Raw genomic sequence first — 12572 nt, 5'->3', positions numbered from 1 at the left:
GTGTTAGGTCATATTCCTCCGTTAAAAGGAGAGGTGACGATGTTAAAGAGTTTGTTTTCTCCCGAAGTCCGACGAAATCCTTATCCAGTGTACACACATCTACGAACCTCACAATCCGTCTTGTATGCCGAAGAGTTGCAGCTGTGGTCAGTATTTCGCTACGAGGAAGTACGCATGGTTCTGTCTGACTACACTCGCTTCTCGTCCCAATACGGCCAGCCAAATCCTGTCCCACAGACGCCCTCCGACCAAGCGCGTACAGGGTCCAGTTTAATTACGACAGACCCGCCTCGGCACACGCGCCTGCGTTCTTTGGTAAACCGGGCATTCACTCCGCGACAGGTGACTGCGTTGGAACCACGGATTAAAGCAATTGCCAATGAGCTTATCGATGGTGCCGTGATGAACGGGCGTCTGGATTTAGTCAAGGAAGTGTCTTATCCGCTACCCGTCATCGTCATTGCAGAAATGCTGGGGATTCCAGCAGAAGATAGAAGCAAATTCAAGCATTGGTCGGATGACGTTGTGGCGTCCGCTGACCAGATGATTGGCGGCGATGGAGGAGATTCACAAAGAAGCCACCAAGAGATGAACGCATATTTTCGGGAAGTCATCGCCGACCGCAGAGAACACCCCAAAGACGACCTCGTTTCTGCATTGATTCAGGCCGAAGAAGACCACCAACAGCTCACTGAAGAAGACATTCTTGCCTTGTGTTGGCTCTTGTTGGTCGCTGGCAATGAAACCACTACGAACCTCATTACGAATGCTGTTCGGACATTCTTGGAGTATCCGGAGGAATTTGAAAAATTGAGGGCCAATCCCGACTTGATGGCTTCAGCCATTGAAGAAGTTCTGCGCTACCGGTCTCCGATTCAGGCTATGTTCAGAATGACCAAAGAGGATGTCAACTTAGGCGAGCAGAGAATTCCCAAAGGAGAACGTGTTATTGCTTGGATTGGATCGGCAAACCGCGATGAAGAGAAATTTCTACACGCGGATAAATTCAACATAATGCGGCACCCGAACCAACATATCGCTTTTGGTCACGGTATCCACTTTTGCCTGGGGGCACCCTTAGCACGCCTTGAGGCAAAGACGGCCCTTGAAGCGTTGTTGCAAAGATTCAGTGAAATCAAGCGCGTGGACGATGCAGCTCTAGAACCGACTCGAGGGTTTATTGTGCACGGAGTCACAAGTTTGCCCCTTGCGGTCAAATGATGACGTGAGCTGTTATTGAAACTGTCGGCGTTTAATAAGTTGATAAACGACTTCCGATAGAATCAGACCCATTGCAATGGCTCCGGACATCATCAACGCTTTTGCGGCCATTTGGACCGCTACCGCGTAATTGTTCTGGACAAAGTAGCGCATTGCATCATAAGCCACGCCTCCGGGGACCAGCGGTATAATCCCGGCGACGCTGAAGACAATGATCGGCGTTTTGAATAATCTGGCAAACCACTGGCTTAAGATTGTGACAACAAAAGCAGCAACTAGGGTTGCTGGAATGTTGGAAATCCCAAGGCGCCCGAGGACAATATACACAAACCAGCCCATCATGCCGACGACGCCGCATTCTGGCAGCAAGTGACGCGGTACGTTAAACATCATTCCGAACGCAGCCGCAGCGATGAAACTGACGAGAAGTTGTTGCACCATGAATCAGAACCTCCAGTCTTACGTGAATTTTTCTACAAAATCGAAAGCGAAATAGCAATTCCTCCGCCAACGGCAAATGCTGTGAGAAGCGCTTCAATTCCTTTCGATGTTCCTGCTACAAGGTGTCCAGCCATCAGGTCCCGAACGGCATTTGTGATCTGCAGCCCGGGAACAAGGGGCATCACCGATCCAATAATAATTTTGTCCAGTGAGCTTCCAAAGCCAAGAGAGACAAATGAAATGGATACAATCCCGATTGCCACAGCAGCGAAAAACTCTGCAAAAAACCGAATGCGGAGAATACGGTGTGTGAAAAGGAAAACAGTAAATCCGATGCCTCCGGAGACAAGGGCGGGGAGGGAATCCGTTAGCTTGCCGTTAAACATGATGAGGAAACAGGCGCTGGCCAAGGCTGCAGCAGATATTTGCAGCCACACAGGATATTTATGATGTGAAGCGTCCACCTGCTCAAGACTCTTGAGGGCGTCCGCAACGTCAATTTTTCCACTGCAGAAATCTCTCGAAATCCCGTTAACCTCGACGACTTTGCGAAGGTCTACAGACCGCTCCGTAATTCGAACCAGTTTGGTGGAATCGAAAGTGTCGATGGAGAAGATAATCGCCGTCGGTGTAACATAGCTGTGGGTACGTAGACCGCAGGTCTCAGCCACCCGTGTCATTGTGTCCTCGACACGATAGGTTTCGGCCCCGTTTTGCAACATGATTTTGCCTGTGAGCAAACAAAGTTTGATAATGGATTGGCGATATGCCGATTGCTCAGCTGAGTTTGTGTTCGCGTTCATAGACAGTCCTTTCAGCGTCCATTTCCCTGCTGCGCCATGCCGCGGGCTCTTCCATACGACGTCCGCTCCATCTGCAGGTAAGCGGACAACTCTACAAATCAAGTCAGGAACCGAAACAGGGATATATCGCATATTCTACTTCATCGATAAAACCGATACTAAATTTTTGCCCGATTTCCTTCATTATGGAGGATGTTTCGTGATTGTGACGAATTTTTACTATGCTACTGTTTAAAATCTTAATGCAATGGACACATTTACTTAATACGAATGTAACATTTACGCGCTATATTTTCAGATAAGTGAGAAAATACAGCAAGGGATTGGGAGGCCCAACTCAACTGGGTCCGTACTTTCCGATTTCACACAACAAATTTCTTTGACGAAGAGAGGATTCTAACAATGGAACAATCCTTTATTGTATGGTGGTATCAAGAAGATGCAGGTTGGATGGCAAGTGCTCAGATGGATAAGGAGACAAGCAGTTCATATTCGCGGGAGCTTGAAGAGCGGGGCTATCCAATTAAGGTAGTGCCCCGTTTCAAGTCGTCGCGTGCTGATATTATTGAAGGCTAGAGCAGGAGCACAGTCTCCTGTGGCGGAGGGATTCTTGAAGAGGAAGAAGGGGCGGCAGCGTGGTCTATATTGCGGGGAAAACAGTGGCGGAGTGGAAGCGCGAACATCCGCTGTTGGACTTCATTCAGAGCAGCCAAGAGGTACTTTGGCTGAACCCGCGATGGCTGCCGGCGGCACAGGTGTTGCCGTCCCTCTCGGTTTCGCGAGCGGAGGTTGTTGATGCAGAGCAACGCCTCCTCCGCTTTGCTCCTTACATCCAGCGCGCATTCCCAGAAACAATAGTGGACGGAGGTTTGATTGAGTCTCCACTGAGAGCTATTTGTGAAATGCAGGAAGGAATGCAGCGGGAGTTCGACACCGACATCGTGGGCCCAATGCTGTTAAAGCTTGATAGTGAGCTTAAAATTTCGGGATCAATTAAGGCCAGAGGAGGCATCTACGAAGTATTAAAGATTGCCGAGAGGTTGGCCTTTGCTGCTGACATGTTGGAGGCACATACCGACTACTCAGTGTTGGCAAATCCATCGTTTCGGAAGCATTTCTCTCAATACCGCATTGTCGTAGGGTCAACCGGAAATCTTGGGCTTAGTATTGGAATCATGGGTGCCAAGCTGGGATTTCAGGTTTCTGTACATATGTCTACGGAGGCAAAGCAGTGGAAAAAGGACAAACTCCGAAGCCTGGGAGTTGAGGTTGTAGAGCACTCTTCTGACTATACGCAGGCTGTTCAGGCAGGCCGGAGGGAAGCGCAAGCGAGTGACAATATATTCTTTGTCGATGATGACCATTCACGGGACTTGTTTTTAGGCTATGCTGTTGCTGCATCTCGGTTGCAAGGTCAACTAGAGAGACTGCAGGTTTCCATAGGCCCACATCATCCTCTCGTGGTTTATTTGCCGTGCGGCGTGGGGGGCGGCCCTGGGGGCATTGCATTTGGATTGAAACTTCTGTACGGAGACAGTGTTCATATTTACTTTGTTGAACCCACGCATTCTCCCTCTATGCTGTTAGGGCTAATGACGGGACAACACGATGCAGTTTCGGTGCAGGATTTCGGGCTGGATAATCATACTGCTGCTGATGGACTTGCTGTTGGCAGGCCGTCACGCTTTGTCGGGAGAGTCATGGACCACTTGATTGACGGAATTTACACCGTTTCCGACGAGAGACTTTACCAGCTTCTCAGTCTTCTGCAAGACAGCGAACAAATTGCGGTTGAGCCTTCGGCGGCAGCCGGCCTGTTCGGACCTGTAGTGCTGCACCGGAGCGGTAAACCGGACTTTGGTGACAGTCGCTTCCGTCAACTCCAGTCGGTCCTCCACTCAAGCACTCACCTTGTCTGGGCTACGGGTGGGAGCATGGTTCCTCGCGACGTCATGAGAGACGATTACAACCGAGGTCAAATGCTGCGCAACTGATGTGATTTTCGGTGTTTGCAAATGCTGAATTTTCGGCAGTGTGAGGGTAAAAATTCAGCATTGACAATGCTTGAAATGTGAAATAACGTGTAGTTAATAAGGTGTGCTTGAAGTGGGACATACAAAGTGATTTATTATGTGAATCTAAGATAGTGCAAATGAACTCGGCGCGAGAGTGTATGGGCACATACTACCGATGGGGCAACGTGTAAGCTTCCTCAGCTGGAACGGAATCTCTCAGGTATCCATAGCGTCGAAGGATGCATCTCTGGAAAAGCCGTGAGGCTACCGAAGAAGCAACTTGATGAAGCAACTTGATGAAACGTAAAACATGCGTTTCAGTCGGCTGGTCAAGACAGGCCAATCAAGGAAGGCTGTTCAAGGAAGCTTTCAGGTACGAAGACAGAGTCTGGTGAGGGTTTATTCTTTGCTGGCACTGTCTTTTTTGATTGGTTCCGTGTAACCTGCAACTACGGAACAAATGCAGTTGAGACCGGGTACTCTCGTGTCTGTACACGGGGTTTGAAACTTACACTGAAGAAGGTGGTCAGAATGGCGTTTAAGCGCTTACATGAATTAATAGCATTGGCTAATGAAAAAGAGGTCACAATTGCCAAATTGATGCTTGAGACTGAAAAGGAACACACGGGAGTTTCAGAGGAAGAGATTCTGTCTAACATGAGCCGACAGTTCGACATTATGGAGGAAGCAGCTCGAAAAGGTGTTGAGCAGCCCGTCCATTCTAAGACAGGATTGTCTGGAGGCGACGCCTATCTCGTCAATCAGTATTTGCAGACGGGTAAAAGCTATCTTTCCGGTTCCGCGTTGAAAGCCATGGCATACGCCTTGTCGGTCAATGAAGTCAATGCGGGAATGGGCAGAATCGTTGCCACTCCAACGGCTGGCTCGGCGGGCGTACTCCCTGGTGTTCTTCTCCATGTACTCGAGACGGGCAGATACAACCGGGATGAAGTAGTGTTCTCATTGCTGACAGCGGCTGCCCTGGGTCTCGTGATTGCCAACTCGGCGTCCATCTCCGGTGCAGCAGGGGGCTGTCAGGCTGAAATTGGCTCTGCTACGGCGATGGCAGCAGGCGCTTTGGTAGAATTGGGAGGGGGAACTCCTGAACAGGTCGGTCATGCAGTTGGACTCACGTTGAAGAATTCCATGGGTTTGGTGTGCGATCCCGTTGGCGGTTTAGTGGAAATTCCCTGCATCATTCGCAACGGGCTCCATGCCGTAACCGCTCTTGCGGCTGCAGATATGGCGCTGGCCGGTGTGAAAAGTGTCATACCGCCGGACCAGGTCATCCGTGCCATGTATGAGATTGGCAACGAAATGCCCAGCAGTCTGCGAGAGACTGGGCTCGGAGGTCTTGCAGCTACCCCTGCAGGAAAGGCTATGCGCGAACAAGTGTTTGGGAACACTGCTGAAAAACCCTGCCGGGAGCGTGAGCGACAATGAGGTACAACAGTGCGTTTGAAATCATCGGTCCAATTATGGTAGGACCGTCCAGTTCACATACTGCTGGCGCGGTCCGAATCGGAAATCTCGCACGGACCATATTAAAGGAAGAACCAAAGAAAGTCGTCTTTTACCTCATGGGTTCTTTTGCAGAAACGTATCAAGGGCACGGTACTGACTTGGCTTTACTTGCCGGTGTCCTTGGTTACGCGACGGATGATCCAAGAATTTCGCAGGCGGACGAACAAGCGACAGCCGCTGGCGTGGACTTCAGTTTTGAGAAGCGCAATTTTGGATTCTTTCATCCAAACAGTGTTTCTATTCTCATCCAGGGTGCAAACAGGACTTTGCGGATCATTGCGAGCTCGCTTGGCGGGGGTAAGGTTGAAGTCCAGGAAATCAATGAGATCCCGGTGAAGTTTACAGGTGAGCGTCCTACCTTGATTTTATACCACAGCGATACACAAGGCTTTTTGGCCAAGGTCTTCTATATCATTAATTCACTCGGTTATAATATTGCTCGTTTGAGTCTTGAACGCTGGAGCCAGGGTGGGAATGCTATCACCGTCTGCGAGATAGACGGCAAAGTCGGGTTTCATTTGACCGAACAATTGGCGGGAAATGTTGAAGAGTTGCAAGACCTGTGCTTTATTCAACCGGAAGAGCAATCGAACGACGCTCAGTAATCAGTCTGATTAGAGAGGCTGCCCTTGAACATCGCGAGATGGTTCAAGGGCAGCCTTTTACGTGTCTTGTCTTGGGACTTGCCTGCTGTATTTAGTGTGTCTGAATTGGATTGAACTCGGCTTCTTGAGGCGCTTTGGCAATAGTTCCGGCAGACGGCTGTGTCTGTGGTGCAGACTCGTTGGTAGGCACGGGACGGGATTTTCGTACCGCCGGGTAAAAGATGAGGCCTGCAGCCAACAATGCGACTCCGAACAGAAATGTCCTCAGGTCGGACGTGCCTGCTTTGATGACCCAGACGGCATAGGCAAATCCAAGGAAGGCAATACTACCGTCTATGATTCGAGCCTTCTTCTCTCCCTCGTAAGTCTCTCCTTTGACAGTCAGCTTCAGTTGGTACAGTGCAGCAACGGCGTACGGGAAGAGATAGGACAGAGTTGCTATAAAGATGACAAAGTTGAATGCTGCTGCAATGGACTGAGAAAGCGTGGACAGTAAGAAAACCTGAGCCATAACATTGGTGATAACCAAGGATGTGGACTGTGCTCCGTTTTTGTTTTCCCGTCCGAACACTCGGGGGAACAGTCCTTGCCTGGACGCCTGGTATGCAACCTCAGCACTGAGCAGGATCCAACCAATGGTGGCGCCCAACAAGCTCACCAGCCCCAAAGCAGCCATGGGATAACGACCAACGGGACCGACCGCAGCGTTCAATGCATCTACTAATGGCTTGGTATCGTTCATGAGCTGGTGTTGCGGAAGAGCCCCCATTACCAATAGAGTGATGGAAATATAGATGACAATTGTAATCAGCAGACCAAGAATGGTCGCAATTTTCACATCGGCACGCCGCTTCGCGCGGGATGAAAAGACCATGGCCGATTCAACTCCAATGAAGGGCCATAAGGTAGCCATTGCGCCGTGATTAATCTGTCCCATTAATCCAAGTGCAACACCGTGGGCTACGCGCTGTTGTTCCATGGGAAGCAAATTGGATTTCTGAAAGACAAACAGTGTAATGACAATAAAGAACACAAATCCAATCACTTTAGCGGCTGTAGCAAGAAGATTGATTCTCCCGGCACCTTCTATTCCTTTGAGAATCATCGTGTGCACCAGCCACAACAGCAGGCTTGCCACAACAAAGGTCAGCAGATTACCGATTGTGATACGGAATGAACCGAACTGAAACAACAGTTTTTCGTCTGTCAAAACAGGCAAAAAAGTTGTTAAATATCCTGTAAAAGTTGTAATAATAGCAACGTTTCCCGCCCAGTTAGCGACCCAGTATCCCCAAGAGACGGAGTAACCAAGCAATTTGGAACGCTCGGTTCCTTCTCGAACCAGCGCCTTTGCGTAGATTTGCGGACCGCCTGTCATCTCCGGTTTACGCAGGGATAGTGTGCCGAAGACGAGGGCCAGCATGAGAACGCCAAAGCCGGTCAGACCCCATGCCCAGAGTGCTCCGGCAGGGCTTGCATCCTTTGCCAGTGTGGCAGGTATCATGAATATACCGGACCCTACCATATTTCCAATCACAAGGGCTGTTAGAATCGAAACACCTAAGCTCCCTTTCTTCATGATGCCTTCCCCTTTATCTCGTTAAATTGGTAAAGCGAAATGTTCAACGATATGTACTCTACCAACTTATTTTCTGTGTGACAAGAGGAATCGTACTGGAATTAAAATGTAAGTGGTTTCGAACCTATGCGCCATTCAAGGATTTGTCACATTTGCTGGCTGGCAGCACGGTGATGGCTGTCATGGACCTCGTGAATGGCAGGTGTTTGTTCCCGTTATATGTCGGTGGTACAGATGAGGTGGGGCAGTACATGTTCACAAAAACTTAACAATATCTCAATCGAATTTTTAGAGTATCTATACGAGAGATTAAATAGACGATAGTAGATTTTGAATTGAAGAACTTATCTAAATACGAAGAATACAAGGAGGAACTAATTTGGGAAGCCAAAAGAAGACGTTAGTTGCTGTAGGCAGTGGCGTAGTTGCTTTGAGTACCATTCTGGCTACTTCTGTTCCGGCTTTTGCGAACAGTCACGACCACTTTTTCCGCCATGCGCAGACAACCACGCCGATTAAACACGTTGTGGTGATTTTTAATGAAAACGTGTCGTTTGACCACTACTTCGGTACTTATCCATACGCAAAGAACCCCAAGGGTGTACCTCAATTTCATGCTCTTCCTGGGACTCCGATTCCCAATAACTACATCTCTCATCCGACCCTGCTAAGTCACAATCTGAATGCCGCTAACCCGCAGCGGTTAAGCCGCTCTCAACCGATTACTGATGACATGAATCACGGTTATACTGCGGAGCAGAATGCCTTCGACGGCGGCAAAATGGACAAGTTTGTTCAAAGCACAGGCGAAGGGGGTTGGCCGATTCCAAATCAACCCAAGAGTACAGTCATGGACTACTATGACGGCAATACTGTGACCGCGTTATGGAACTATGCCCAGCACTTTGCCATGAGCGACAACTCCTACGGCACAACCTTCGGGCCGTCTACACCTGGCGCTCTGAATTTGATTTCGGGTCAGACGCACGGTGCCGTCGCTTACAGTGCTCCAAAGGTTGATGGAGGTAAGCAACTGCAGCCAAACAGCAGCGGTGTTATTATCAAAAATGCTTTAAACACAAACAATACGCTGTATGGGGATGTAAACCCCTACTATGATAACTTCTCCTCGAACGGGACAACCGTCAAAATGACCGGTAAGAACGTCGGTAATTTACTGAATGCCAAGGGTGTCACGTGGGGATGGTTCGAAGGCGGATTTGCCAATCCTAGTGCCACTCATAAAAACATTGCTGGAACATCCTATCCGGATTACAGCCCCCATCACGAGCCGTTTCAGTACTATAAGTCCACGGCAAATCCCAAACACTTGCCGCCAAGTTCTGTCGGCATGATTGGAAAGACAGACCAAGCCAATCATCAGTACAGCATGACCAACTTCTGGCAAGCGGTCAATCACGGTAATATGCCGGCAGTAAGCTTCTTGAAAGCGCCCATGTATCAAGATGGACACGCTGGCTACTCGGATCCTCTAGACGAACAGCACTTTATCGTCAATACCATTAACCGGCTGGAGAAGACACCTGACTGGAACAGCACAGCTGTGATTTTATCCTACGACGACTCGGACGGCTGGTACGACCATCAAATGAGTCCCGTTATCAACGGATCGCAGGACCCAATGGCGGACACACTCTTTGGCAAAGGTAATGCAGGAAAGGTAACATTGAAAAACTATCAGGACCGCGCAGGACATGGTCCAAGACTTCCGTTAATGGTGATTTCGCCCTACGCTAGGCAAAACTTCATTGCTAATAACGTAACGGATCAGTCGTCGATTCTGAAGTTTATTGAAAACAACTGGAAGCTTGGGCGCATTGGCAACGGATCGTACGATGCGGTGGCAGGCTCGATTGACAATATGTTCAACTTCAAGCGGGGACCGCGGGCACCGAGGTTGTTCCTGAATCCGACAACAGGGGAACCGACATTTTTCACTGAGGAGAATGAGACAGACAACCGCAGCAACCATGGCCCCAAGACGCATGGCGGTTATACGCTGACATACGGTGACTATTCTCGGAACTAACTGAGAACTAACTGAACGGTAGATTGTGATTTACTGGGATTTGCTCGAACACAAAGGCAGGCTGTCCATAAAGGCGGACAGCCTGCCTTGTTCGCTGGATTCTGATACCTGTTGTAAGGGGATGCAACTAGGGAAGGGGGTCCACATCTCTGCCAACACTGTTTTGTGGCAGATTCAGGTTGCTGTCACTGTGTTTTAAATAGCGAATGGTAAACCCTAGCAGCAAGGCTCCGCTGATTAAGATGATACAGCTTCCTGCAGCAATTAAGAATCGAACGCCTAAAATTGGCTGTAATCTGCCAGTGAGAACCATGAAAACACCAGTCGTCACACCATAGGCCGTCGTAAAGAGGGAAGACATACGCCCTTGATATGATTCTTCGACTTCTGTCTTCATCAATGTGCCCACGGCCAAATTAATTGCGACATTCCCGACGCTAAAGACCAAATAACCGAGGAGAGTCACCATCCACAAGCGCACACTTATCATGAGTCCCATTCCGATGCCGCACCAGATGAGACTCCATGGCAACAGTCTTTTCATTGGCACCGTGAGTCGGTTCAGTAATGGAGTGACAGATAACATGCCGCCTCCTTGAACAAACAATAGAACGGATAGCCACGTTTTTGGAAGATGAAGAAACTTCGTTACTAGAAAAATTTCAAGTACATTTAGAATTCCAGCACTGCACCCCACCAATACCCCCGTTGACAGAATAAATCGCATGACCCAGTGGTTTCTCGCGTATTTGAGTCCAGTGCGGAGGTCATACCAAAAACTGTGAGATTCAGCGTCTGAAACAGGGGTTTTTTGTGCTTTCACCCATATGTTCAAAATCACAGCCAACAGAAAGAGTCCCCCGGCTACGGCGAGCGCACCCTGTCCCTGTACAGCCATATAAATTGCTGTTCCCAACGGTGGTCCAAGCAACATCATGGAACTAATGACAACTTGTTGTAAAGCAGTCGCATCTTTTCTTTCGTCCATGGGAACGAATTGCAGGATGTAACCAGCGCCGGCGGTCCGGCTAGCCACTGTTGCCACTGCACTGAGCAGTGCTCCGGCATACACGAGCCACAGTTGGTGGAGATGCAGAGTCAGTCCGATTCCAAAAAGCAGGACTCCCTGTATACAAATTGACAATACGAATGTCGGTTTTCGAGGCAGTCTGTCTGCTAGAACCCCGATAAACGGACCAAACAACATTGGAAGAAATTCGGAAAGTAAGACAATGGATACGGCGGAGGCGGAGCCATGGGAGAGCGTGTAGACTGCATAGACTAACACCATGTTTCGAGTCCACTCACCGAATTCCATACCTAGGAGAGAAACCCAATATAATAAGAAGCTTGGGTTCCTTTTTAGCAATTTCCACATTCACAATGTCCCCTAATAGTCAATCTAATTGATAGTATGCCAAAATAATGTTGTTATTTCCAATATTTTTTTGATTGATAAATTCACAATTGAAACGAGTATTCTCACAAAAGAGGATATGAAACAGGTGACTCGAGACGATTTCTGCCCTGCTGCAGGCAGGCTCAAGCCACCTTGTGGTTTCGTTTGAAGTTTCTGAGGTTCTGTCTAAAAAGATTGTTGGAAAACGGTGCGCAAGCAGTTAGTGCCCATTCATGTGCATTCCAGTCGAGTGTTGGAAGTGCCGGTTTGGCAAATTAGACTGGGCAGATGCCGTTCCGTAGGGTGTTGTCATGGGAGTGTTTTGCGGCATGGCGGCTGAACGGTATTGCTGCACGAGTTGGGCCAACTGTTGCTGTGTTTGACGATAGGTCTGGATGTGCTTGTCTACCTCTTGCTTTAGAGCCTTTGCCGGGCTCTGGTACCATCCTTGCTGTGACATGGCGTGAAACACATCGTTCTGTGTTTGCAACGTATCATCGAGTAGACTTGTGAACATCTGCCGCACAGTTTGACAGTTCGACTCTGTTACAGCGATGGCGTATTCGTCCGCCATATGCTTCTCAAGGGTCAAGATGCTGTTTAGTAAGTCCTTGTCTTGCATCAGCTGTGATTCTGTGTTCATCAATGAGACTCCTCCTCTGCTTATTTGCAGCCAAACCAGTTTTCATGCAGACTGTGACTATTGCGGCTGTGTTGGCGCCATTTGCTGGTGTTGCTCCAGGACGCTGATAAGATGTGTATAATGCTGCATGTGCCGCTCGGCTAATTCGGTGCCAAGTTGATGAACGGCAGGAATTTGGGTTTGTTGCGCCAGCGTCAGGCATTCTTTAATAAGGATGCTTTCATTTGTTAAGGAATCGGCCATGTAGCCCAATTCCTTGTGACTGAGTTGTTGCATGTGTGACTGCATTGAA

The 12572-nt window shown here is 48.9% G+C and carries 12 protein-coding genes and 1 riboswitch; of the genes, 6 read left to right on the top strand and 6 right to left on the bottom strand.

Annotation, left to right across the window (positions count from 1 at the left end; translation table 11 throughout):
* The first annotated feature begins 39 nt into the window (after positions 1-39).
* On the top strand, positions 40-1221 hold the full coding sequence (locus tag GI364_RS16365; RefSeq protein WP_198850306.1) for a cytochrome P450: 1182 nt from the start codon (positions 40-42) through the stop codon (positions 1219-1221).
* Positions 1222-1233: 12 nt separating this feature from the next.
* On the opposite strand, the gene GI364_RS16360 is transcribed toward GI364_RS16365, so the two are convergent.
* Entirely contained in the window at positions 1234-1662 is a 429-nt protein-coding gene (locus GI364_RS16360) for a threonine/serine exporter family protein (protein WP_198850305.1), read from the bottom strand.
* Between the two features lie 32 nt (positions 1663-1694).
* Positions 1695-2465, bottom strand: coding sequence for a threonine/serine exporter family protein (locus GI364_RS16355; RefSeq protein WP_198854074.1), 771 nt, complete (start codon positions 2463-2465; stop codon positions 1695-1697).
* Positions 2466-2867: 402 nt separating this feature from the next.
* Between GI364_RS16355 and GI364_RS16350 the strand changes: the two genes are divergently transcribed.
* From GI364_RS16350 to sdaAB, 4 genes are all read left to right on the top strand, one after another.
* Positions 2868-3041: a hypothetical protein gene (locus tag GI364_RS16350; protein ID WP_198850304.1), complete on the top strand. Its 174-nt coding sequence runs from the start codon at positions 2868-2870 to the stop codon at positions 3039-3041.
* A gap of 59 nt (positions 3042-3100) precedes the next feature.
* Positions 3101-4459: a D-serine ammonia-lyase gene (locus tag GI364_RS16345; RefSeq protein ID WP_304503164.1), complete on the top strand. Its 1359-nt coding sequence runs from the start codon at positions 3101-3103 to the stop codon at positions 4457-4459.
* A gap of 158 nt (positions 4460-4617) precedes the next feature.
* A riboswitch (glycine riboswitch) is annotated at positions 4618-4722 on the top strand.
* A 289-nt stretch (positions 4723-5011) separates the two neighbouring features.
* The gene (sdaAA, locus tag GI364_RS16340) at positions 5012-5923 is read left to right on the top strand and encodes an L-serine ammonia-lyase, iron-sulfur-dependent, subunit alpha (protein WP_198850303.1); all 912 of its coding nucleotides are present in this window, start codon (positions 5012-5014) and stop codon (positions 5921-5923) included.
* Positions 5920-6609 carry an L-serine ammonia-lyase, iron-sulfur-dependent subunit beta gene (sdaAB, locus tag GI364_RS16335; protein ID WP_198850302.1) on the top strand — a complete coding sequence of 230 codons (690 nt, stop codon included), beginning with the start codon at positions 5920-5922 and terminating at the stop codon, positions 6607-6609. The genes sdaAA and sdaAB overlap by 4 nt, the downstream gene beginning before the upstream one ends.
* 91 nt (positions 6610-6700) lie before the next feature.
* Here the strand turns inward: sdaAB and GI364_RS16330 are convergent, their stop codons facing one another.
* Positions 6701-8188, bottom strand: a complete 1488-nt coding sequence (locus GI364_RS16330) for an amino acid permease (protein ID WP_198850301.1) — start codon at positions 8186-8188, stop codon at positions 6701-6703.
* Between the two features lie 379 nt (positions 8189-8567).
* Here GI364_RS16330 and GI364_RS16325 point away from each other — a divergent pair, with 379 nt between their 5' ends.
* A complete protein-coding gene (locus GI364_RS16325) occupies positions 8568-10238 on the top strand; it encodes a phospholipase C (protein WP_198850300.1) in 1671 nt (556 codons plus the stop codon).
* A 127-nt stretch (positions 10239-10365) separates the two neighbouring features.
* On the opposite strand, the gene GI364_RS16320 is transcribed toward GI364_RS16325, so the two are convergent.
* The 3 genes from GI364_RS16320 to GI364_RS16310 form a co-directional block, all read right to left on the bottom strand.
* A complete protein-coding gene (locus GI364_RS16320; protein WP_198850299.1) occupies positions 10366-11616 on the bottom strand; it encodes an MFS transporter in 1251 nt (416 codons plus the stop codon).
* A 241-nt stretch (positions 11617-11857) separates the two neighbouring features.
* Positions 11858-12280, bottom strand: coding sequence for a spore coat protein (locus GI364_RS16315; RefSeq protein ID WP_233096182.1), 423 nt, complete (start codon positions 12278-12280; stop codon positions 11858-11860).
* Between the two features lie 57 nt (positions 12281-12337).
* The gene (locus GI364_RS16310; RefSeq protein ID WP_198850297.1) at positions 12338-12568 is read right to left on the bottom strand and encodes a hypothetical protein; all 231 of its coding nucleotides are present in this window, start codon (positions 12566-12568) and stop codon (positions 12338-12340) included.
* Between the last annotated feature and the right edge of the window lie 4 nt (positions 12569-12572).

The organism is Alicyclobacillus sp. SO9, assembly GCF_016406125.1.
In the GTDB taxonomy this organism is placed as follows: domain Bacteria; phylum Bacillota; class Bacilli; order Alicyclobacillales; family Alicyclobacillaceae; genus SO9.
This window is presented reverse-complemented; position numbering and strand designations above follow the sequence as displayed.

What these genes read in the sequence shown, in the direction of transcription:
- GI364_RS16350 (WP_198850304.1), top strand. Translation starts at nt 2,868, where the DNA reads ATGGAACAATCCTTTATTGTATGGTGGTATCAAGAAGATGCAGGTTGG.
- GI364_RS16360 (WP_198850305.1), bottom strand. Translation starts at nt 1,662, where the DNA reads ATGGTGCAACAACTTCTCGTCAGTTTCATCGCTGCGGCTGCGTTCGGA.
- sdaAA (WP_198850303.1), top strand. Translation starts at nt 5,012, where the DNA reads ATGGCGTTTAAGCGCTTACATGAATTAATAGCATTGGCTAATGAAAAA.
- GI364_RS16310 (WP_198850297.1), bottom strand. Translation starts at nt 12,568, where the DNA reads ATGCAGTCACACATGCAACAACTCAGTCACAAGGAATTGGGCTACATG.
- sdaAB (WP_198850302.1), top strand. Translation starts at nt 5,920, where the DNA reads ATGAGGTACAACAGTGCGTTTGAAATCATCGGTCCAATTATGGTAGGA.
- GI364_RS16320 (WP_198850299.1), bottom strand. Translation starts at nt 11,616, where the DNA reads ATGTGGAAATTGCTAAAAAGGAACCCAAGCTTCTTATTATATTGGGTT.
- GI364_RS16365 (WP_198850306.1), top strand. Translation starts at nt 40, where the DNA reads ATGTTAAAGAGTTTGTTTTCTCCCGAAGTCCGACGAAATCCTTATCCA.
- GI364_RS16355 (WP_198854074.1), bottom strand. Translation starts at nt 2,465, where the DNA reads ATGAACGCGAACACAAACTCAGCTGAGCAATCGGCATATCGCCAATCC.
- GI364_RS16330 (WP_198850301.1), bottom strand. Translation starts at nt 8,188, where the DNA reads ATGAAGAAAGGGAGCTTAGGTGTTTCGATTCTAACAGCCCTTGTGATT.
- GI364_RS16315 (WP_233096182.1), bottom strand. Translation starts at nt 12,280, where the DNA reads ATGAACACAGAATCACAGCTGATGCAAGACAAGGACTTACTAAACAGC.